This window comes from Collinsella sp. LCP19S3_B11 (genome assembly GCF_052121915.1).
Lineage (GTDB): Bacteria > Actinomycetota > Coriobacteriia > Coriobacteriales > Coriobacteriaceae > Collinsella.
The window spans coordinates 117,110-140,460 of the sequence record NZ_JBQKDI010000001.1 but is presented as its reverse complement, the minus strand read 5'-3'; the positions used below and the strand labels follow the sequence as shown (position 1 = coordinate 140,460).

The following is a 23,351-nucleotide window of genomic DNA, read 5'->3' as shown; positions in this document are numbered from 1 at the left end:
TGGCCGCGATGGTCAGCTTTTGCTTGGTGCCCTGCTTTTGCTTGCTATTTTGCACGCGACCACCTAACCCATGACCGACATGGTGAGCAGCACCGCAGCGGCACAGTACGCCACGCACGAGATCATGACGGCAATGACGTTCATGGCGGTACCCGACGTATTGAGGTCGTGCTCGTCACGCCAGAACAGCACCATCAGGTAAATCACAGCGCTCATGTTGCCAATCAGGCAGACGATAGCCGCGATGTTAAAGCAGCCGGTAAAGAGCTGCTCCTCAAGCATGGGCGCGTCGGGGAACGCCGTGGTGCGCACCAGCTGAGCGCACAGGTAGGTCACGAGCGACAGGATCAGGCCCATGCCCGTGCTCTGGAAGAAGAATCCCAGATACGGCTTGGGTTCATCGTCATGGCCGTCGTACTCCAGGAAGTAGTTCTTGACGAACGACACCATACGCGAGGCAGCCAGCAGCACGAGCGGCATGGCGCACATGGGGAACACCACCAGATGCGCGGAGCCCAGCGCCGTCCCCAGTACTGCCGCCATGATGCACGAGGCAATGCCCCACACGACAACCCAGTACTGGCGATGCACAAACCAGCTGAGCACATTCGTCGAGTCGTCGGACGCGCTATCGCCCGAGCCGACGCCTGCGATCTGCAGGTCCTCCTGGTGCTCCTCGGCGATAACGTCCATGGCGTCGTCGAAGGTCACAATGCCCAAGATGTGGCGGTTCTCATCGCAGACGGGGATAGCGACCAGGTCGTACTTGGTCATCTCGTCCGTTACGTCTTCCTGGTCCTCGTCGGGCGACACATAAACCAGGTCGCGGTAGGCCAGCTGGCCCAGCGTGGCGTCGCGGTCGGCCACGATCAGCGTGCGCAGCGAGAGCACGCCGGTCAGCATACCGCTCGGGTCCTCGGTATAGACGTAGTAGACGCTTTCGAAATCCTCGTCGAGCTTGCGGATCGCCTCGATGGCGTCACCGACCGTCGCCGTGGCAGGCAGGGAGACAAACTCCGAGGTCATAATGCGGCCGGCAGTGTTTTCCTCATAGCCCAGCAGGTTACGAATCGCCTTCTCCTCCTGAACGCCCATCAGGCGCAGAAGCTTCTCGGCCTTCTCGTAATCGAGCTCGTCGATCAGGTCGGCGGCGTCGTCCGGGTCCATCATGGCCAGCATCGACGACGCATCCGTGTCGGACAGGCCCTCGAGCATCTCGGTCATGAGCTCGTCGTCATCGAACTCCGAGATGGCCTCGGCGGCCTGGGCGGTGTCGAGCTGCGCGAACACCTGCGCGCGCAGGCGAGGATCGAGCTGCTCGATAATGTCGGCAATGTCGGCAGGATGCAGCTCGCCGAGCGTCTTATGCGACACCGACAGCTGGATGTTCTTAGTCGAGCGATCGAGCAGGTCCATGTAGGACCAGGCGATGATGTCCTCGCCGAGCGGTTTGCCCAGGTGCTTCATAAAGCCCTCGACGACATGTTCAAGAGCGGGGCTGATTGCGCGCAGCAGACCGCGGGCACCGACTTCGGCACCCAGCAGGCGCAGCTGATTTTCGCCCGACATGGAAAACTTGATGTCGTTTACGCGCACGACCTTCATGCCCTGCGTGTCGACGATTTGTTTATTGAGCACGTCGCGCGCGAGCAAGAGTTCGGTCGGCTGCAGGTACGAAAAACGGATTTCGGTGGCCGACGTCTTAAGGTATACGCCCGTCTCGTCGATACGGTCGACCCATTTTCGCCAGCTGATCATAAACGGCGTCTTGCCGGGACCGCGGAACGCGAGCGACGTCACGTGCGGAAAAACTTCGCCGGTAGCAATGCCAAAATCGTTCACAACGCCGAGCTTTTCGCCATCGACGTCCAAGACCGGCAGCTTGAGCATCTCACTCAGATAATTCACTGGTGCTCCCCATCATTATTCCTTCGGACCGTGGCCATGCCGGCGCGCCATCCGTGGACTTTTAGATATGTATACGCATGCGCGGGCGGCACACCGCTCGGCGCTCACACCCCGTGCATGCGCAAGAAGCACCTGCAAGGGGTCATCGACTGTATGGTCGAGGTTTGGATTTCACCTGCAACCTTTCTCTTGACCCTTGTTATCCGCAGTAACTATAGCATCAGCATCGCGCCGTGACGCCAAATTTATGCTCCAAACATCGCAGGCATATCAAACGCTGACGCATCCGTAACATAGTCGTTTAAGAACGTCCCCCATGACTAGTCTGTGGTGTCGTTATCTTCGGCGAGCTGGGGAAACACGGCGTTCTTGGGCATGGAAGTCTTCGTTAGCGAGGTGAGTTTTTTGCTCAGCGACGTATCCGTCTTCACCAAATCGCTCAGCGTCACGATCTTGTAGCCCTTGGCGACAAGGCCATCGATGATCTGCGGCAGCGCTTCGAGCGTCTGTTCGGAGCACTCGTCGCTATCGGTGAACAAAACAATGTTGCCCGGAGTCACCGATTCGAGCACTGTCGAAACCTGTTCGTCGGCGCCGTTGAGCAGCCAGTCGCCCGAATCGACATTCCACGAGACCACGGCAGACACCAGGTCCATCGCATCGATCCAGTTTTGCTCGTCAAACGCGGCGTAGGGAGCACGCAGCAACATCGTCTCGACGCCGGTCGCCGACTTAATCGCCTCGGTGCCCTTCGTGATCTGCTTGCGCACCGCCTCGCGATCCTCACCCTTGAGCGAATCATCGCTGTAGCTGTTGGAGCCGATCTCGCATCCGGCATCGACAATCGCTTTGGCAGTAGCGGGCGAGGCTTCCGCAGCATCGCCCGAAAGGAAGAACGTCGCCGTGACGCCCTTTTCCTTGAGCACCTGCAAGACCTGCTTGGTCGCGCCGCTCGGACCCTCGTCAAATGTCAGGGCCACGTACTTTTCGTTGCCCTTGGGCGCTACGCTCGCGCACTCGACTACACAGTCGGTGGCGGGCACGACCTCGCCGCGGTCCTGCGTCTTGCCCGACTGCTCGCCGACCCATACCTCGGAGCGGCCCTGAACGCCCCAGGTTTTAACGTATTCGATAGCGCCCGTGCCCTCGACCTTCAACTTGGGCTCAATGGTCGTGACCTGGACCTCGTGCTTCTCGTACGTGTCGCGGCCGTCTTTGACCGTCACTTTCTCGCCGCCCGTTAGCTCGCGGCTATTCCACTTGCCCTGCTTCACCCGTTTGCCGTCCACCTTCACCGACAGCTTTTCGCCGCCACGGCGGGTAAGCACGCTATCGTCGACAGCCAACAAGTCGCCGGCATCGTAGGTGTCGGTCAGGCCTTGATCATCGATAAGGTTCTGCAACGTGGAGCCCACGCGCACCGAAGCCTGCTCCCCATTGAGCACAATGTCCACGCTGCGATTGACATAGCCCACGACGGCAGCGATAAACAGCACGAGCGCACAGCCGACAGCGATGAGCGCATAGGGCAGGCGGGACGGTCGGCGCGGTGAGCGCCCGTTGCCGATGCGCGCGCTGCGATCGCTAAACCCACGGCTATGGTTGAGGTACATCGCGCCGGGTTTACGGCGACGTCGACGCTGACCGCTGGGCAGCTGCCCCAGGTCGCGTCGCGCCGTCGGACGCGCACCCGAGCGCCCGTTTAAGTTAGATCCGTTTTGGCGCATGTGCCCTCCCCCATAAACACAGCGAGCCGGAGCAACATGTCTCCGGCTCGCCCCCGTCATTTGGTACGTCGCTATTTGCTAGCTTTTGACGAGCCCCCGCTCGCCTTTTGATATTCGTCCTTAAAGGCCTTGAACATACCGCGCGTCTTGCCGAGCTGCTTGCCCAGTGCGCGACTGCCCTTGTCCACGGCGGCCGATCCCTTGTCATCGAGCACCTTGGCGCCCTTCTTGACCTTATCGCCCACCACGACACTGGCCTCGGCAGCCTTGGCGGCCGCGCCGCCCGAATACCCGAGCGACTTGACCTCGTCCGAGACAATCATCGCGCCGTTCTCGTAGCCGCGCAGCATCGTCGGCGGCATCTGTGTGTCGCCCACCAGCACACTCGAGGCAGTGCCGGCGGTCACGTAGAACGTCTGCACGATACCCGAACGCGGCTTGAACTCAACGTCCGAGCAGTAGCCCACGACGTCGCCCGATTCCGTGCGCACGTCCATGCCAACCCAGATGATGCAATCGTCCAGGTTGATATCGAGGCGCTTGGCCGCGGCGGCATCGTAGGTGCCCTTGACATCGTCGACCGCGACAGCACCCTCATAGACGCCGATGGCATCGAGCGCCACAAATCGATCGGGGCGCTCGATCATGCCCGCGATATCGGACTGGCGAACCATAAAGCCCACCACGCGCGTACCGCCCGGGGTAAAGACCGGAAAGTGAATCTTGCCGAGCTTTTTGGGGCTGCGCGGCGTGCCGTCCTTTTTGGTGCGCTTGTCTTCGGCAGGCTTACGATAAACCTTGACGCCGACAAAATCCCCTGCGCGCATTATGCCTCGGTCGAGGGCTCCGTGGCCTCGGTGTCGGCCTCAGTGACGTTCTCGACCACGACGTCGGCAGCGGGCGTCACGTTGCCGCCCGAGATGGCGTCGTTGAGCTGCTCGCGAAGCTGGTCCATGCGCTCGCGGGCCAGGTCGACCTTGGCGCGCAGGTCATCGGTCTTGGCGTCGACCATCGGACCAAAGTCGTTGACCGCGGCACGAGCCTCCTCGGCACCGTGCTCGTAGGTGTCGCGCATGTTGTCCCAGGCATCGTTGGCGATATCGGCGGCCATGGCACGGGTCTCGGCACCCGAGCGCGGGGCCAGAGCAACGCCGATGATAGCGCCGGCGGCAGCGCCAAAGAGCGCACCGGAAACAAAGCTGAAAGTCTTTCCCATGATCATTCCTCTCCTGCGGGCACCTCGATGCCCACCGTTTGAATGCTGTCCATTATACCCGCAGCGCAACACTTGCCGTCGCGCTCATCTGCGTACGGTAAAAGCGCAGGTACATGATGGTGATAAGCGAGTGAGCCTACTCCTGCGGCATGGCAGGCATGGCCACCGTGGCGGCCGGGTCCTCGCCGGCGCCATCAACGAGCGGAAGCGCACCTTCCTGTGCGGGGCCTGCCGGAACCGTCGCCGCGCCACCGTAGACGGCAGCGGGGGCCTCGTGGCTCTCGGCGGTCGCGCCCTCGGTATCGATTGCCTCCTGCAGCTCATCGTCAAAGCTCGGGACACCCTGGGGCTCCGCGGGCTCGGACTCGACAGCTTCCTCAGCAGCTGCCTCGACGCCGGGTTCGGAATCGGCAGGAGCCTCGCCTTCGGCCCCGTCCTCGGCGTTTGCGGCGGCGATGGCCTCGTGCGGATCCTTGCCCTCGGCCTCGGCGCGCATGCCCAGCACCAGGTTGCGCAGGCCCGCGACCGTGCCCTCCACGTCAGGGGTAGGCTGGTCGGCGTGCAGATAGGCCCAGTCCATCATAAAGGTCGCCGAAGACAGCGCGCCGATGGCCAGCGCGTCATCGGGGCATGAAAGCTCAACCTCAAAGACACGCTCATCGTGCTCGCTTACGCGGGTACGGCCGCACGAAATGCTGCCGGCGAGACCGGTCTCGTTCATGAGCTCCACTGTCACGTGCTCCAGCAGATGGCAAAGCTCGGTCTGGCCCATGCAGTCCTGGAATTCACGACCGGAATCGCCTAGGCACAGGTGCTTGGCAATCGCGGGCACCAGATAGTACACGCGCGCCGTGGCCTCGATGTCCTCCGAGGTCATGAGCGGCATGCCGGGGTTCACCAGCACATGCGCGCAGATCTTGTCCTCGCTGACGGTGACCTTAAGGATGTTGAACAGGCCTGCCATAACTCTCCCCTACTCTTCCTTGCCCTACTCGTCGCCGTCGTGCGGGCCCGCAGAGCCCGCGCCCGGCGTCGCCGGCTTATCTGCCGAGGACTCGGAATCCTTCTTATCGGTTTCGGCCGGAGCGATCACGCGAATAAGCGAGATGCGCTGGCCACGCATCGACTGCACCTTGAACTTGTACCCTGCAACCTCAAACACCTCTCCGATGTCGGGCACCGAGTCGCAAAGTTCCAAAATCCAGCCGGCGATGGTCTCATAATCATCGCTTTCCTCGAGCGGCCAACCAAGCTCAATCGCATCATCGCACGAAAAACGCCCATCGACGAGCCACTCACGGCGCGAAAGACGCGTGAGGTACTTGTTGTCGGGGTCGAACTCGTCCTCGATCTCGCCCACGATCTCCTCGACGATGTCCTCGATGGTAATGATGCCAGCCGTGCCGCCGTACTCGTCCACGACCACCACGATCTGGTCGTGCGAAGTCTGCATCTCGGACAGCAGCGGCAGGATGTCCTTGGTGTCGGGCACAAAGGTGGCGTCGCGCAAATAACCGGCGATGGGCTGGTCGCCCTCGCCGTCGAGCGAGGGCTGAATCAGGTCCTTGATGTGCGCGATGCCCGCCACGTTGTCGGGATCTTCGTGATAGACGGGGATGCGGCTAAAGCCGGTCTGGCGCATAGTGGACAGCACGTCGGCGACCGTCTCGTCGTCCTCGCACATGGTGGTGTCCACGCGCGGCACCATAACCTCGCGGGCAACGGTATCGCCCAGGTCGAAGATCTCGTGGATCATACGCTTTTCCTCGTCGAGCAGGTCGTCCTGCTCCGAGACCATGTACTTAATCTCTTCCTCCGAGACGTTTTGGCGATCGTCGGCGCTCTTGATGCGCAGGATGCGGGCCAGACCATCGGAGCAAGCACCAGTCAGCCACACGAGCGGACGGGCGATCTTTTGGAAAAACGACAGCGGCCCCACGACCTGCTTGGACACGCCTTCGGCATTGGCCAGACCAATGCGCTTGGGCACAAGCTCGCCAATCACGATGGACACGAAGGCGACCGCAACGGTGATGATGACCGGCGCCAGTCCGCGCGCGATGGCAGAGAGCGGCGCGATGCCAAAGCTCATGAACCACGTGGCGAGCGGGTCGGACAGGCTCGTCGAAGCAACGGCGGACGAGGCAAAGCCCACGAGCGTGATGGCGACCTGGATGGTGGCGAGCAGCTGGTCGGAGTCGGCAGCCAGCTTAACGGCGCGCTCGGCGCGTTTGTCGCCTTCCTCGGCCTCGTGCTCCAGCACGGCGCGCTTTGCCGTGGTGAGCGCCATCTCGGACATAGAGAAGTAGCCGTTGATGAGGGTCAAAACGAGGGTGGTGATAAGGGAGATGGTTATGTCCATCGGGAGTTTCTCGAACCTCCAAGATTCGGGACGTTAGGTAGTAAGCGTAGATAACGGATAGGGCAGTTGCATCCGGCGGCCGCTTGGATGGGTCCGCAGGCACAGACGTGATCGCTAGATTACGAAGAGGATCACCGCCATGAACTGGAAGATACTGCCGGCGAGCACCCACAAGTGAAACACACTGTGCAGGTAGCGCACGTTTTTAGCGATGTAGAACGGCACGCCCACGGTGTAGCACACGCCGCCGACAGCGAGCAGGGCAAGTGCCACGGGGTTGAGCAGCGACACGAGCTCGGGCAGCTTAAAGACGACGAGCCAGCCCATCAGCAGGTAGACCAGGCCGCTTACCCAGTGCGGTTGACGCTCGCGCATAAAGCACTCGAGGGCGATGCCGATAATGGCGATGGCCCATACGGCAAAGAACAGCATAGGGCCGCCATCGTTTGCGAGCGTGATGAGGCAAAACGGCGTATAGCTGCCAGCTATGAGCAGGTAGATGCAGCTGTGGTCGATGATGCGAAACACGCGCTTGGCGCGTGCGGGCTGAATCGCGTGGTAGAGCGTAGAGGCTAGGTATTCGAGGATAATACTGACGCCATAGACAATCGCCGCGGCCATGTGGGCTGGGCCTCCGCCGCGAAGAGCGGAAAATACGATCAGGAGCACCAGGCCCGCGATGCCCAGCAGGCAACCGACACCATGGGTGACGGAGTTCATGATCTCCTCACCCACCGTGTAGTGTGGAACGGCCGCGGTCTTGGGTCGCGGCTTAGAACTGTCGCTCGAATCGGACATGCCGGTTACATCCTCCAACGTAAAGAGCTCTCAACACTATATCAAAGCGTCTGGGTACGTGCGAAATTTGCACCATACGTGACCCCTTGTTTACCCATTCTTTGCTTGTTGACGCATCAACGGCGAACAATCATGGTTGGTTACAGCGCTGGAGGACCGTTTTGGCTCCCGCCTTCGGAAGTATGCGGCAAAATCTGGAACTGCCGACCAGACCGCAGTTTTACCAACAATTTATCAGGGGTTTTGTTGCCAAAAAATGTCGTGTGCTCGGCGGTCTCGAAATTTGCCGCATACTTCCGGAAAGCCGCCCGTGAGCGCTGTGCTCGCGAGCGGCTTTTGCTCGAATTACGCCACAAAGGCGCTTATATTGTCCAATAGCTAGGCGCTATTTGACCTCGATAAGCTCGTACTTGCTCGTGCCCAGGCCGATCTTCTCGGCGTGCGCGATGCACGCGCGCCAGTCGGTGTCGGGATGCGTGATGCAGAAGGGGTCACGCGCCTGCTCGCCCTCCAGATGCTCGTGGTTATGCTCCATCTTGGCCGCGCTATCGGTGAGCTCGGTGTTGGGCAGCGGCTCGGACGCCATGACGGCATCGGCACAGGCCTGGTCGATGGCGACCGGGTCGAAGCTCGCGAACATGCCGATATCGTTGACGATAGGCGTATCGTTTTCGGGATGGCAATCACAGTTGGGGCTGATATCCATGGCAAGCGAGATGTGGAAGCTCGGGCGGCCGTCGACGACGGCCTTGGTGTACTCGGCGATCTTGCAGTTGAGCACGTCGGCCGCGGCGTCATAGACGGGCTTGATGGCGTCCTGGTTGCACACGCCGATGCAGCGTCCGCAGCCCACGCAGCGATCGTGGTCGATGGCGGCCACGTGCACCGTGCGAGTAGCGCCGCTGGCAAGCTCGCGCTCGCGGGTGTCATCGAACGAGATAGCGTTGTGCGCGCAGATCTTTTCACAGGCACGGCAGCCAATGCAGTGCTCGGTCGCGACGTTCGGCTTGCCGGCGGCATGCTGCTCCATCTTGCCGGCACGGCTGCCGCCTCCCATGCCCAGGTTCTTCATGGCACCGCCAAAACCGGCCTGCTCATGGCCCTTAAAGTGGGTGAGGCTGATCACGATATCGGCATCCATGAGCGCCTGGCCGATCTTGGCCTCGCGCACGTACTCGCCGCCCTCGACCGGGACGAGCGCCTCGTCGGTGCCCTTAAGGCCGTCGGCGATGATGATCTGGCAACCCGTGGCATACGGGGTAAAGCCGTTCTGGTAGGCGGTATCGATGTGCTCGAGCGCGTTTTTGCGGCTACCGACATAGAGCGTGTTGCAGTCGGTGAGGAAGGGCTTGCCGCCCAGCTCCTTCACGACATCCGCGACGGCGCGGGCGTAGTTGGGGCGCAAAAAGCTCAGGTTGCCCAGCTCGCCAAAGTGAATCTTGATAGCGACGAACTTGTTCTCAAAGTCGATCTGCTCAATACCGGCGCGGCGGATGAGGCGCTTGAGCTTGTCGAGCTGGCTCTCGCGAGCATGCGTACGCAAGTTGGTGAAGTACACCTTAGCGGGTGCTGCGGGTGAAGTTGCGGTCATAGATCTATCCCCTCGGTCTATATGGCGTTACAGACATAGAGGATGGTACCCGTTAAAGCGGGGTCAAAGTCAAGTACGGCGCCTAGTCATTGGGGACAGACTTAAATGACTGAAACCACTCATTGGGGACGGACTTAAATGAGTGCCTCGCCACCTGGCGGCTAGGGACGTTCCTTTCCTGCCGGCAGCTGGGGACAGCCCTTGCCGACCCTGCCGGCGAGCCGGCGAATCGGCAAAGACTGTCCCCGATGACTAGTCGTTTAAGTCTGTCCCCAATGAGCACTCAATGACTAGGTAGCTAGGCATGGAATTTGGCGCGTGCGAGAGCTAGGCCTACGGCAGCGATGGCCGCGGCAAAGAGCACCGTGACGCCCAGATCGCAGGCGATGTCTCCCAGCACGGCGGACGTCAGATCCGCGGCGAGCGCCTTGCCGATCGCGTCGTTCACCCAAAACGTCGGTACAAAGTGCGCCACCGTCTGCACGGCCGGGCCCATCAGCGACAGCGGCATCCAGGCGCCGCCCAAAAACGTCATGAGCATGCCGAGCAGGTTACCCACACCGTTGAGCAGCTCCTCGCGCGCGCCCAAGCCCGACAACGCAAAGCCAACGGCCAGCGGCGTGCACGCCAGGGCAAACGTTGCCGCCAGCGCCAGGCATACACGACCTACGCCGACCTCGGCGACCGCGCCGGCAAAGCCCACGACGCCCATCATGCTCGACACAAACCAGATGCAGACGGTGATCACGGCAGCGGCCGCAAACACGGCAAGGGAGCGCTGGCGCTCGGAGATTGGGCCGGCCTCCATGCGGCGCACGCGCTCGGGTTCGTTCATGCCCGAGAACACCAGCCCCACCGACACGATGACCGACGAGATAATCGCGTACGCGCCAAAGTTGAAATACGACTCAAGCGTGGCGGCGGCTGTCGAGTCGACCTTGACCTGCTCGATCTCGACCTCCGCGCGCTTGGCGGCGGCATGCTCGGCGGCCTTGGCGACGTCACCGTCGGAGGCAGTAGGATCAAGTGCGGCCGCAGCGCCCGCGAGCGAAATCCAGCGCGAGGCCTCGGCAGACGAAAGCGCCGCCGCCATGGTGCCGGCACCGTAGGTCACATCGAGCTTGGGCAGGGGCTCCCCCGCTCGGGCGGCTGCAACGAGGTCGTCCTCAAACCCCTCCGGAATAAAGAACACGCAATCGGCGCTACCCTTGGCGCTGTTGCTCTTGGAGAGCGCGTCCGCAAGGTCGTAGGTGTCCTCGCCGATACCCGTGACCAGATCAAAGCGCGAGCCCAGGTGCTTGGTAAGCGCACGCGAAAGATCGCTGTTGTCGCGGTCGACCACGATCACGTTGGTGTCGTAGGGCTCGTACTCGGTGAGCTGCGACGAGTTCCAGCTCACCGAGGCCGCGATGAATACGCCCATGAGCGAGATGAACACCGTATAGATGAGCAGGTAGAACGGGTGCGCCAGCGCCATGCGAAGCGCAGTCTTAAAGGTGCTCATAGCGGCTCCTTCCAAAGATCAGCGTGGCGGCGGCAACGAACAGCAACGCCATAAGGACCAGCGCGCCAGCGCGAACGGCAAAGGGGCCCAGGTCCTCAAAGAAATACAGGCGGTTGAACATGTCGCAGATAAGCTTGACGGGGTTGAGCCAGCACTCGGCCGGACAGGCGCGGGCGACGTCGTCGGCAAGCGCCATCGCCGGCTCGCCGTAGAGGCCGGCGAACAGGGCGCACGTGGTGGCGAAGCCCGTGAGGATGCCCGACTTGGATGCCTTGCCGCCCTTAACGGGAAGCGTGCCCACAAAGAGCCCCAGGCCCGTCGCGGCAAGCGCGGAGGCAGCGCCACCCACCAGGCAGAGCCCCTCGCGCCCGCCAAAGCCGACGCCCACGACCAGGCGCACGTAGCCGATCGCGATCGTCATCGAGGCAAAGGAAACCAACCACGAGCCCACAAAGATGCCGGCCAGCGACGCCGTCTTGGAAAGGCCGCCCACGCAGCGACGCGCACCAAGGCCAGACAGATTGGTCTGCAGGTCGACGACGCTCAAGGCAGCAAACTCGGCAGACATCATCGCGACCAGGCCAAAGAGCGCGTAGTAGTAGATGACCGTGCCATCGGGCGTGGCACGCGTCAGGCTCACACGGCGAGTGCCGCCCTCAAGCGACAGGGCGCGCGCAACCGCCTCCGGGTCGGTGAGCGCCGCCGGGTTGTCTTGGGCAATCTGGCGCATGAGCTCGGCATTTTGCGTATACGAGCTTGCCACCGTCTCCAGGATGCTGCGGTCGGTGAGCACCGACGTCGCACGCGAGCTGTCATAGCTCGAAAGCAATGTGAGTTTGGGCGTGCCCGCGGCATCGACCGCATAGATGCCCGCGACCTCGCCAGCCTTAAGCGCACGGTTCGCATCGACTGCGTCGTCGAACTCGTGGATCTCGAGCAGTTGGTCGTCGCCTTCCTTGGCAAGCGAGGCCGCCACGTCCTTAAAGGTTGAGGCGCCCCAGGCCTCATCCGCCACGACGGCCACCGGCACCGGGTCGACCGTGCCGTCGGAGCTCAGGTTCGCAAACATAAACATGAACATCGTGGAAAGCGCGACGGGAAAGATCGCGCCCCAAACCCACGTGCTCGGCCGGCGCAGCAGCGTCTTGACCGTGATAATAATGGTGTTGAACATGGCCGCCCCCTAGTCGCGCAGCTCGCGGCCGGTGATCTCGAGGAACACGTCGTTGAGGGTCGGCGGCTCGCTCCACACGCGGCCGAGCGCAACGTCGGCAGCGCGCAGCGTGTCGAGGATGTCGACCAGATTGTGCGGGCTCGCTTCGCAGGTGCAGACGAGCTCGCCGCCGGACAGCTCGACGCTGAGCACGTGCTCGAGGGCGCGCAGTCGCTCGACCGTGGCGAGATCGACGGCGCCGACCTCGACGGTCACGCGCTCACCCATCTGAATCATGCGCTTGAGCTCGTCGTTGGTGCCCTGCGCCAGCACGCGCCCGCCGTCCATGATCATGATGCGGCTGCAGATCTGCTCGACTTCCTCCATGTAATGGCTGGTATACACCACCGTGGCGCCTTCGTCGCGCAGGCGGCAGATGCCCTCCAGGATGGCGTTGCGGCTCTGCGGGTCGACCGCCACCGTGGGCTCGTCGAAGAAGATGAGCTCGGGCTTGTGCGCGACGCCGCAGGCGATGTTGAGGCGACGCGCCAGACCGCCCGAGAGCTTGCCGGGGCGAAACTTGGCAAAGTCGCCCAGCCCGACAAAGTCGATGGCCTCGTCGACCAGCTCGCGACGGCGCTTGCGGTCGTTGACGTAGAGGCTGCAGAAATAGTCGATGTTCTCGCGCACCGTGAGCTCGTCGAACACCGCCACCTGCTGCGGCACCACGCCGATGCGGCGCTTGAGGTCGTAGCGGGCGGGCGTCATGGGCTCGCCGAACAACTCGATGGTGCCTTTGTCGTAGGCGAGCAGCTGCAGAATGCAGTTGATGGACGTAGTCTTGCCCGAGCCGTTGGGGCCCAGCAGGCCAAAGATCTCGCCGGGGGCGATGCTCAGGTTAAAGTGGTCGAGCGCGATAAGATCGTCATAGCGCTTGACGAGGTTTTCGACGTGGACGATGTCTGTCATGAGGTGGCCCTTCCGTTGATTTCGGCCCGGTACGATTGCATCATCGCAGGTGCGGGCGGCGCGCACCAGTGAGCTTTGTCACGAGTGCGGCGGGGGCGGGCGGGAGGAATGTCACGGTTGCGGCACCTGAGCAATCGTCGCGCGCACCATCGCGTACAATACCCGTATGAACAGGCTATTCGACAAATCGATCGTGCTGGCGTGCTGCATTGCGGCCGCTCTGGGCCTTGCTGTGGATGCTTGCTTGGTCGCGGCGTTTTGTCTTGGCGTCGTAGTCGCCTCGCTTACGGAAATTGCGCAAGGCGAACGTGCCCGCCGCGCCGGTGAGGCCGCGAGCTACGCTTACATTATGGTGACCGTCTTTGTGCCGTCGTTTGTGCCGTTTGCGCCCCTCGCCCTCTATGACATCGCGCGATACGTGCGCCGTGAACACGTTTGGGTCGCGCTGGGCGCCGGCGCCATCTTTGTCTGCGCACTCGTCGCATATGCCCACGCTGGCGCGCTTCCCACCCGTGCGCTGCTGTTGACCGCCATCCTTTCAGTCGCCGCCACCTTGCTGTCTCTGCGCACCGCTCAGCTGGAGCGCGAGCAGGAGCGCATGCGTCGCACCCGCGACGAGCTGCAGGAGCGAGCCCTCGCGCTCGAGGCGCGCAACCGCGACCTTGCCGACTGCCAGGACTACGAGGTCGAGCTCGCAACGCTCGCCGAGCGCGCCCGCATCGCACGCGAGATCCACGATAACGTGGGGCACCAGCTCACGCGCGCCTCGCTGCAAACCGAGGCCCTACGCGTGGTCCACGCCAACGAGCCCGGCGTCGCCGCCGACTTCGCTGACGTCAAGCGCACCGTGGACGAAGCGCTTCAGCTCGTGCGCTCGAGCGTCCACGCGCTCAACGACAACGCGGCGAATCTCTCCGTACAGCTCGAGCGCATCGTGGAGGGCGCGCGCTCAGATGGCGGGCCGCAGATTGAACTTGAGGTTTTGGCCGAGCATGCGCCCGCAAATGTCGCCAACTGCTTTGCGGCGGTCCTGCGCGAGGCGCTTTCCAACGCCATACGCCATGCTTGCGCCCATACTGTCACCGTACGATGCATGGAGCATCCGTCGTTTTACCAGCTCATCGTTACCGACGATGGCGCAGGCGGGGCTCAAGCAAGCGGCCGCAACGTCACAGGAGGCATGGGGCTCGGCTCCATGCGCGAGCGCGTCGAGGCGCTTGGCGGCACCTTCACCGCCGGCCCACGCGCCGGCGCCGGCGGCTGGCGTGTGTTTGCCACCGTTCCTAAACAGCAAGGAGATGAGGGCCGATGAGGCTCATCGTTGTCGACGACGACCGCTTGGTGGTCGATTCGCTCAAGATAATCCTGGGCGCCCAGCCGCAGATCGAGGTGGTGGGTACCGGCGCCGACGGCAACGACGCAGTGGCTCTTTATGCCGAACACGCACCCGATATCGCGCTGCTCGACATTCAGATGCCGGGGCGCGACGGACTTTCGGCGGCCCGCGAGATCCTTGAGCGCGACCCTGCGGCGCGCGTGGTGTTTCTGACGACATTCTCGGATGACGAGTACATTGTGTCGGCGCTCAAACTGGGTGCCCGCGGCTACCTGATCAAAACCGATGTCGCCGCCATCCCGCCGGCGTTGGCGCAGGTCATGGACGGTAAACGCGTGCTCGAGGGTAAGGCGATCGAGGATATCAACTTTGATGGGGCGGGCGTCGAGGTGGGCACGACCCGCCGGCCCGCGGCCTTCGTCAGCCTGACCGACCGCGAGTTCGAGGTCGCCGAGCTCATTGCCCGCGGCCTCGATAACAAGGAGATTGCCGCCACCGCCTATATGGGCGAAGGCACCGTGCGAAACCACATCAGCTCAATCCTGGCCAAAATGGGCCTGCGCAACCGCACGCAGATCGCCATCGCCTACCTGCGAGGGTAATTGCCCGAAGACCGACCGCCCCGGCATAACAAAATGTCTGCTACCTGTTTAATGCCATTTCAAAACTATGCCGGTTTACGGGGCCAAACTCAGGACCCCCATCCATACCCGCTTTTTCTGTAAAATGACGGCTCGTCTACCTGCGGTTTTATTTTCACGAATATCAGCATGGTTGGGGACTCGTGACTCAGCCCCGTAAACCGGCCTAGTTTTGTCCGAGCGGCCACGTCAAGTGTCTCCGCAAGCCGCTTCAAGCCAAAAATGATCCGTTTTCCTCCGTCCCCAAGGGATCAGCCGGAACCGCTCCACGAAATCGGCCCATCTACTACGTTTAACTCGATACCCCTGACCATACCTTCGTTTTGAGCAACACCGCAGGCGTTCTACCTGCGGTTTTGTTTTCGCGCTTTTTGACATGGTTGGGGGTAAGGGACTAAACGTAGTAGATGGGCCGGTTTCGTGGCGAGCCCTCCTCGCCTACGCACAAAAGCGCCGCCACGGAGGAGGGAGATGCCTCCGTGGCGGCTGGGGGTGGGGGGTGGGGCTATGTTCTGGCTCCCCGCCGGCCGCCCGGGGCTTTTTGGCCCCGGGCGCCGCCAGCGTGCCTAGCGTTTACGGATACCCCAGACCAGGGCTCCGACACCGGCCATGGCGATAACAAATGCCATGAGCAGTGCGGCGGTCTGCTGGTCACCCGTGGTGGGCAGGAAACCCTTGACCGTCTTGACGATGTTCGTCACGGTCTTGGGCGTGCCGGGATCGGGCGTCGGCACGGGCGTCTCGGGCTTCTTGTACGTGTTGTTGAACACGATGCCCTCGACGCTCTTGTCGCCCTTGGTAAAGGCGACATTCGCCTTGAGGTTGCCCTCGCCGTCATCGGCCACGTTGACGGTCGCGGTAAAGACGGACTTGTCATAGGTCATACCGGCCTCGTCGCCCTTGACCTCGCTGATGGTATAGACGTACGTTCCGGGCTCGTCGTACTCGAACTTGTCGAAGTTGATCTTGCCGTCGGCATCGTTGGTGACAGTGGACTCGATGTCCTCGCCAACGAGCTTAAAGCTAAACTCGTCCTTCTTGAGCTCGCGTCCCTCGAGCACCTTGATGGCACCGATGGAGACCTGCGTGGGCATGGCATGATACTTGTTGGTAAAGCCAGCCGACTCAGTAGTTCCCTCGAGCTTGTGCGTCGCGGTCAGCGTGCCGTCGCCGTTGTCGGAGACGGTGGTCACGACGGTGTAGGTCGTGCCGTCATAGGTGACGCCCTTGTACAGGCCGAGCGCGTTGGGGCAAGCCTCGCGCAGCATGTACGTGTGCGCGCCAGGTGCCTCGTAGCGGATCGGGCTCAGCGCGACGGTGCCATTGGCGTCGTTGGTGCCGGTCGCGACAACCACGCCGTCCTCGAGCAGCTCAAACGTGAACTCGCCTGCTGCAAGGTCGCGTCCGGTCAGGCGCTTGACCGTCTTGACCTGATCGGTCACCACAGAATCGGTAGGCGTCACGCTGTAGGTGTTGGTGAACGTGAAGGCAGCGCCGTCGTCACCCTCGCGCACGACCTTCAGATGTCCGGCACCGTCGTCAGTCACGGTGTAGGAAACCTTACGCGTGGCGTTGGCGTCGTTGGTCACGCCAGGGGCGCTACCGGACTCGGTCACCGTGTAGGTAAAGATGTGCGAGCGCGGGGCGGTGGGGGCTGCGGGCTCGGACTCGCCGCCGGACTCGTCGTCATTGGCATCAGCGTCGACGTCGGCCTCTTCAGCCTCTGCCTCGTCGGCCTCGGCTTCATCAGCTTCGTCTGCCTCAGCCTTATCGGTCGCATCATCCGTCACGCCCAAGGCGCGGTTGAGGTCCTCGAGCGTAAAGTGGATCTTGCCAAAGTCCACGTTGCCGGCCGCGTCGTTGGTTGCGGTCGTGTGCTCGGGCATCGGGGCGCCCGCCTCATCGGCGGTCACGGTAAAGGTGAACTTACCCGTGATATCGACCGGGGTCAGGCCCTCGGCAGCCTGGAGCTTCTTGGCGCCGGCGAGCGCGGCGTCAACGGCATCGGCGCCGTAGACGTTCTCGAACACGGGCTCGACGCCACCGTAGTCAGGATTCGCCGTCAGAGTGCCGTCGCCGTTGTCGACGACGATGACCTTAAAGCTAAAGCTCGACTTCGCGGCAGTAATACCCTTTGCTGCGAGCGGGGACGTGTACTCAAACGCCGTGTAGTTGATAGTCCACGCAAGCTTGGCGTCCGTGTCGGTACGGATGGCGCGTTTGGCGTTTACCAGGTCGGCAAGCATCTCGGTCGTGTAATGCAGCGTGCCAAAGCTCACCTGGCCGTTAACGTTCCACGCCGTAGTGCCGTTGATGGCTTCCGTCTCACCTGCATAGGCAATACCGAAGCAGAACTCGCCGTCGGCCATCGGACGACCGGTCAGGGTCTTGGTTGCGACAACCTGAGCAGCGGTGCCCGGGTTATCGGTCGATGCGTGGTAGCTGTTGGCGAACGGGACCACGGCGCTCTCGACCTTGTTCTCGCCGCTCTTGTGGACCGTCGCATGCGTGCCCTCGGGTCCGCCGGAAACGATCGTCGTGGCGGTGAGCGTGCCGGCACCATCGTCGGCGATAGCGATCGTCACGGTGCGCTCGGCGCTGTCGTAGGTGTAGCCGGGCTGGCCGTCGTTCTTCTCGGCAACGGTGTATGTAAAGGTCTTGCCCGCGTCAGCCTGCGTAAACTTGACCTCATGGCCAGCCAGGATGTCGATCAGGCCAACCGTTGCCTCTGCCGTTGCAGGGGACTTGTACACGTTGGCGCCCTCGTGCAGGCCGAGCGCGATGGCCGAAGCCTCGTCGGCGGGCGTCACGGTAAAGGTGAACTGACCCTCGGTCATGGGACGTCCGGAGAGGGTCTTGCTGAGCTTGAGGCCGCCGGCCGCGGCGTAATCGAGCTCAGAGCGGTACGTGTTGGTGAAGCGGCCGCTTTCCTTCTTGGTGACGTTGGCGGTCAGGGTGCCGTCGCCGTTCTCGGTCACGGTCACTTCGGCAGTTGCGACATGCGCGTCATACGTCATACCGGCCGCGCTGCCCGCGTTCTCGCGGATCTCGTACTTGTAGGTTCCGGCAGCCGTGTAGTGGATCTTGCCGAACTTGACGGCGGCGATGCCTTCGTTGTCCGCATCCTGCTTGGTCACGGTTACGGTTGCCGGGTCGGGCAGTGGGGCGCCCTCGGGGGCCGTGATGGTAAAGCTGAACTTGTCTGCATCCGTCCAGTCGCGACCGTCGATGGCCTTGCTCAGGTCAAAGTCGAGCTCTTCGTCGAGCGGGGTCACGCTGTAGGTGTTCTTGAACTCGACGGGCTCGTCGTCCTTCAGGACATGCTCGGCCTTGAGGGTACCGTCGCCGTTGTCAGTGATGGTGGTCTCAACGGTGTACTTGGCGCCGCTGTACGTGACGCCCTTGCTGGTGGTTCCGCCGTTGACCTCGCGCAGTGTGTAGGTGTGCTTGCCGGGCTTGTCGTACTTCACGGCGTTCATCGTGATCTTGCCTTCGGCATTGTTGGTGCCGGTGGCGACGGCCTTGGCGTCCTCGCCCTCGCCCTCGACGAGCTCGAAGGAGAACTCGCCGTCCTTGAGGTCGCGGCCGGTCAGGGACTTGGTCGCGGTAATCTGGTCGGTGACGCTGAACTCACCAGGATTCGGCTTGTAGCTGTTGCTGAACTTCGCCTCGTCGTCGCCCTTCAGGACATGCTTCGCCTCGAGCGTGCCGTCGCCCTTGTCGGTGATGGTGGTCTCGATGGTGTAGGTCTTGCCATCGTAGGTGATGCCGTTACCGGCGTCGCCCGGGACCTCGCGCAGCGTGTAGGCGTGCTTGCCGGCAGCGGTGTACTCGATGGGGCTCATCGTGATCTTGCCTTCGGCATTGTTGGTGCCGGTGGCGACGACCTTGGCGTCCTCGCCCTCGCCCTCGACGAGCTCGAAGGAGAACTCGCCAGCCTTGAGGTCGCGGCCGTCCAGAACCTTGGTCGCGGTGATCTGGTCGGTGACGCTGGAGCTAGACGGCGTCAGGTTGTAGGAATTCTTAAACTCGGCAGGCTTGTCGCCCTGCAGCTTGTGCTCCACGCTGAGGGTGCCGTCGTCGTTGTCCTTAACGGTGGTCACAATAGTGTGCTCGGCGGTGCTGTAGGTGATGCCGTTCTCGGTGGCGCCGGCCTTGGTCTCGCGCAGTGTGTAGGTGTGCTCGCCGGCAGCGGTGTAGGTAACGGGATCCATCACGATCTTGCCGTCGGCATTGTTGGTGCCGGTGGCGACCACGTTATTGCCCTCCACGAGCTCAAAGTGAAACTCGCCGGCCTTGAGGTCACGGCCGTCCAAGGACTTGATCGCGGTAATCTGGTCGGTGACGCTGGAGCTCTTGGAGCCAGGCTCGTAGGAGTTGGTAAACTTCGCCTCGTCGGCGTCCTTCAGCTCGTGCATGGCGCTGAGCGTGCCGTCGCCGTTGTCGGTGACGGTCGTCTCGATGGTGAACTTGGCATCGCTGTAAGTGATACCGCCGGCGCTGCCCTTGACCTCGCGTAGCGTGTAGGTATGCTTGCCGGCCTTGTCGTACTTCACGGAGTTCATCGTGATGCTGCCGCTAGCATCGTTCTTACCGGTGGCGACGACATCGTTACCCTCGACGAGCTCGAAGGAGAACTCGCCCTCCTTGAGGTCACGACCAGCCAGAACCTTGGTCGCGGTGATCTGGTCGGTGATGCTGGAGTCCTTGGGCGTCACGTTGTAGGCGTTCTTGAACTCGGCGGGCTCGGTGCCCTTCAGGACATGCTCGGCCTTGAGGGTGCCATCGCCCTTGTCGGTGATGGTGGTCTCGATGGCGTACTCGGCATCGCTGTAGGTGATGCCCTTGCTGGTGGTTCCGCCGTTGACCTCGCGTAGCGTATAGGTGTGCTTGCCGGCAGCAGTGTACTCGATGGGGCTCATCGTGATCTTGCCGTCGCCATTGTTGGTGCCGGTGGCGACGACCTTGGCGTCCTCGCCCTCGCCCTCGACGAGCTCGAAGGAGAACTCGCCGTCCTTGAGCTTGCGCCCGGCCAGGGACTTGGTCGCCTTGATCTTGTCGGTGACGCTGAAGCTCTTGGGGGTCAAATTGTAGGCGTTCTCGAACTCAATCTTCTTAACGTCCTCGGCGCCCTTCAGCTTATGCGTAGCCACCAGCTGGCCCTTACCGTTATCGCTGATGGTCGTCACAATGGTGTAGACGTTTTCGTCGTAGGTGATGCCACCAGCGTTGCCCTTGACCTCGCGCAACGTGTAGGTGTGCTGACCGATCTCGGTGTACTTGATAGCGCTGAACGTAACCTTGCCGTCAGCGGCGTTCGCAACGGTCTCGATAAGCTCGGAGTCCTCGCCCTTAACCTCGCGCAACTCAAAGCTGAACTCGCCGGCCGTAAGGTCGCGCCCGGTCAGGACCTTGGTCACGGCAATCTGGTCGGTAACGCTGGATTCAACAGGATTCGTAGCGTAGGTGTTCCTGAACTCGGTCACGTCGGCTTCGCTCCAAGCCACCTTCACCTCAGCGCTCAGCTCACCCTTCTTGTTGGGCGTTACCGTCACGGTAATCTTCGCAACGTTCTTGCTGTAGGTGATGCCATCGATAGTTTGACCAGCGTTCTTCTCGCGGACCTCATAGGTGTACTTGCCCGGCTCGGCATAAGTAATCTTGCCAAAGTTAATGGCTGCCTTGCCCTTGTCGAGATCGGCATTGGTCACAGTTACGGTCGCGGGGTCGGGCATCGGGGCATTGTTGTCGGACGTCGCGGAGAGCTCAAACTCAAACGCATCCGTACCCGTCCACTCGCGGCCCTCGAGCACCTTGGTCAGACCAAACTCCGCCTTGGTATCCACCGTTGCCGGCGTCATGCCGTACTTATAGCTAATCTTGCCGTTATTGCCCAGGTGAACGTCAACCTCTGTTGCGTTCGACTTGGCGGATGTGTTGTTCCACTTGGAATTGAGCACGTCAGTCGCGGTACCAGTGCTGTTGCTCTTCTTGGTGGTATGGAGCTCGTCGATAAAGGCCAGACGCGCGGTTCCCGCGCTAAACGAAAGGTTGTCGTCCTCGTCGGCAACAAGAGCGTCGTCAAACTTCGCAGCGTCGCCGCCGATAAACTCGATGACGGCAGAGGCGGGCTTGGCCTCGCCGTTTTCGCCCTGCTCCTCAAACTCGTCCTTGTAGTAATAGATGTCGTCGGCAGCCAGCGAATCCTTCGCAGGCTGCGTGCAATCCTCGTCCACATAAATGGGAGTCTGCTTCTGGAAATAGTAATAGCGGTTGGTGTCGGCAGGCTCAAAGTTTGCGATCGTATCGCCCAGCGCGCCAGCATTCCACTTGTTCGCGTAGAAGTTAACGGTCTTGGAACCGTTCTCCGCGGTGGTCGTATTGCTCTTGATGTAGTCCTCGAGCCCCTTTACGTTCTTGGGCGTAAACAGGTTATCGAGCGCTTCTTTCTTGACGCTTGAGGTGTAGTTCACCTGAATGGGCTCAGTATTGTCGACCGTAAGCACGCCGTCGGTGATCTTAAAGTGGCGCAGCGGAATCAGCGACGCAGGAATCTTAACCGTTACGATATCGCCGGTCTGAGGCTTGCCCTCTTCGGCATGCTGAACGGTGATGACCAGGTTCGCAGCGGCACCAGAAAATGTGTAGGTGTCGACGTTACCCTCGGGCTTCTTTGACGGTTTTTCAAACGTCTCGCCGCCATACACGACGGACGTAAAGTCGTCGACCTGCATAAAGTCGCCCAGCTCATCGGTAAACGTAATGTAGCCAGACTTATGCTCGCCATATCCACTGTGAGTTTTGGTTGGGTAACCAGCCTGGATAATGCTTCCGGAGATATCTTTGAAGATTTCCTCGAGCTCGGCGGCGCTGGTTGCCGACTTGTAGTAATTGGCGTTTTCTGCGCGCGCACCAAAGTTGATGGTCCATTTGCCCAAGAAAGAAATGCTGGATGAGGCGGCAGGATAGTTGCTCGACACGGCATGCATGAACTTATTCTCTTTGATTGTGCCATCAGCCGTGGGATCGGCATTGGGATTTACACCGTCAAAGATGCCGATCGTGTAAATGTCGGCACCTTTATTCTTGAGGTTCTTGGCGCTAAGGATGGCGCTATTGGCAACCTTGGCCTCGAATCCATTAGAACTCGTAGGTGAGCCATCGGTGAAGAAGACAACGACCTTCTTGGCATCAGCGCGCCCAGACGAAATGCCCTCGGCCAGCTGTAAGCCATAATCGGCTCGCGTGGCGCCAGCGGGACTGATGGAGTCGATCGTACTCTTAAGGCTCTCCGCGTCCTCGCCCTTGCAGAGCGTCAGCTTCTTCATGGTCTGCGAGTAGTTATAGCCGTTTTCATCCCTGTCGTTGCCGACCGTGGTAGACCTCTTTGTTCCCGCAAACTTTACGATGGCAACCTGATGCTGCTTGGATTCATCTGTGATGCTTTGGTTTTGCGTGGCGATGGTGTCAATAAAGCGATTGGCGGCCGTCTTCAGCGCGTCAATACGCTTGGTACGGTCGCTTCTACTCATCTCATCATCCATCGAGCCTGAAGCGTCCAACACCATCACGATGTCGAGCGGCTTGCCGGAAACCGTCGTATCGGATGTCGAGGAAATAGCAGACAGCGTGGTCAGGAAATCTGAATCTCCGTTCTCGATTGCCTTGACCGTCTTGTCGGTCCAGATTCGGCCGACGTTTTGAGTTGTCACTTTCTTGCCTTCATAGCCACCGGCCCAGAACTTCCAGTAGTTGCTGGTGTCAGGGTCGACGACCTTTCCGGTCATTGTCGGTCCGTCCATTCCGGTGCTGGACCTGGCGTTGGCCTCGGGCAGCATGGCAAATGCTGCAGCCGGCAACACCAACACTACGGCCAGTATCACCGCCAAGAGACCCCTCGTGTACCTACTCATCGCGTCTCCCTTCTCGCGGTCTCAAACCTTGCATCAGCCTAAAGTTACGGAATGAGACACAATTTGAGCAGGTGACACACGTTCCAGATTCGGTTTTGAACGTGAGACAAATGTCTCACCAAAGTTAAGACACGAGGGTTTTCGCAGGAAAACAGGTGCGACTCAAGATCGACGGCCAAAATCGCCCGTTTTCTTCCACCCCCGAGGGAGTGACCGATGGCGCTCGCCACGAA

General features: G+C 61.4%; 14 protein-coding genes. 2 read left to right on the top strand and 12 right to left on the bottom strand.

Annotation, left to right across the window (positions count from 1 at the left end; translation table 11 throughout):
- Positions 1–63: 63 nt before the first annotated feature.
- The 11 genes from ACTQV4_RS00600 to ACTQV4_RS00550 form a co-directional block, all read right to left on the bottom strand.
- Positions 64–1,908 (bottom strand): magnesium transporter, encoded by a 1,845-nt coding sequence (locus ACTQV4_RS00600; RefSeq protein ID WP_427718082.1) that lies wholly within the window; start codon positions 1,906–1,908, stop codon positions 64–66.
- A gap of 320 nt (positions 1,909–2,228) precedes the next feature.
- Entirely contained in the window at positions 2,229–3,635 is a 1,407-nt protein-coding gene (locus ACTQV4_RS00595) for a polysaccharide deacetylase family protein (RefSeq protein ID WP_441569007.1), read from the bottom strand.
- A gap of 71 nt (positions 3,636–3,706) precedes the next feature.
- Positions 3,707–4,462, bottom strand: a complete 756-nt coding sequence (locus tag ACTQV4_RS00590) for a PRC-barrel domain containing protein (RefSeq protein ID WP_154516592.1) — start codon at positions 4,460–4,462, stop codon at positions 3,707–3,709.
- A complete protein-coding gene (locus ACTQV4_RS00585; protein ID WP_154516595.1) occupies positions 4,462–4,851 on the bottom strand; it encodes a YtxH domain-containing protein in 390 nt (129 codons plus the stop codon). The genes ACTQV4_RS00590 and ACTQV4_RS00585 overlap by 1 nt, the downstream gene beginning before the upstream one ends.
- Positions 4,852–4,987: 136 nt before the next feature.
- Complete coding sequence (locus tag ACTQV4_RS00580) at positions 4,988–5,815, bottom strand: cyanophycin synthetase family protein (RefSeq protein WP_441560261.1); 828 nt, start codon at positions 5,813–5,815, stop codon at positions 4,988–4,990.
- Between the two features lie 24 nt (positions 5,816–5,839).
- A complete protein-coding gene (locus ACTQV4_RS00575; protein ID WP_441569005.1) occupies positions 5,840–7,213 on the bottom strand; it encodes a hemolysin family protein in 1,374 nt (457 codons plus the stop codon).
- A 114-nt stretch (positions 7,214–7,327) separates the two neighbouring features.
- The gene (gene trhA / locus ACTQV4_RS00570) at positions 7,328–8,011 is read right to left on the bottom strand and encodes a PAQR family membrane homeostasis protein TrhA (protein WP_441569003.1); all 684 of its coding nucleotides are present in this window, start codon (positions 8,009–8,011) and stop codon (positions 7,328–7,330) included.
- 385 nt (positions 8,012–8,396) lie between these two features.
- A complete protein-coding gene (locus ACTQV4_RS00565; RefSeq protein ID WP_427727237.1) occupies positions 8,397–9,602 on the bottom strand; it encodes a DUF362 domain-containing protein in 1,206 nt (401 codons plus the stop codon).
- 298 nt (positions 9,603–9,900) lie between these two features.
- Positions 9,901–11,106: an ABC transporter permease gene (locus ACTQV4_RS00560; protein ID WP_441569001.1), complete on the bottom strand. Its 1,206-nt coding sequence runs from the start codon at positions 11,104–11,106 to the stop codon at positions 9,901–9,903.
- The gene (locus ACTQV4_RS00555; protein ID WP_441568999.1) at positions 11,093–12,280 is read right to left on the bottom strand and encodes an ABC transporter permease; all 1,188 of its coding nucleotides are present in this window, start codon (positions 12,278–12,280) and stop codon (positions 11,093–11,095) included. Before ACTQV4_RS00555 ends, ACTQV4_RS00560 begins: the two co-directional genes overlap by 14 nt.
- Positions 12,281–12,289: 9 nt before the next feature.
- On the bottom strand, positions 12,290–13,228 hold the full coding sequence (locus tag ACTQV4_RS00550) for an ATP-binding cassette domain-containing protein (RefSeq protein WP_441054768.1): 939 nt from the start codon (positions 13,226–13,228) through the stop codon (positions 12,290–12,292).
- Positions 13,229–13,394: 166 nt separating this feature from the next.
- On the opposite strand from ACTQV4_RS00550, the gene ACTQV4_RS00545 reads away from it, so the two are divergent.
- Positions 13,395–14,540 (top strand): sensor histidine kinase, encoded by a 1,146-nt coding sequence (locus tag ACTQV4_RS00545; protein WP_441568997.1) that lies wholly within the window; start codon positions 13,395–13,397, stop codon positions 14,538–14,540.
- Positions 14,537–15,166, top strand: a complete 630-nt coding sequence (locus tag ACTQV4_RS00540) for a response regulator (protein ID WP_441054772.1) — start codon at positions 14,537–14,539, stop codon at positions 15,164–15,166. The genes ACTQV4_RS00545 and ACTQV4_RS00540 overlap by 4 nt, the downstream gene beginning before the upstream one ends.
- A gap of 605 nt (positions 15,167–15,771) precedes the next feature.
- On the opposite strand, the gene ACTQV4_RS00535 is transcribed toward ACTQV4_RS00540, so the two are convergent.
- On the bottom strand, positions 15,772–23,118 hold the full coding sequence (locus ACTQV4_RS00535; protein WP_441568995.1) for a Spy0128 family protein: 7,347 nt from the start codon (positions 23,116–23,118) through the stop codon (positions 15,772–15,774).
- Positions 23,119–23,351 lie beyond the last annotated feature (233 nt).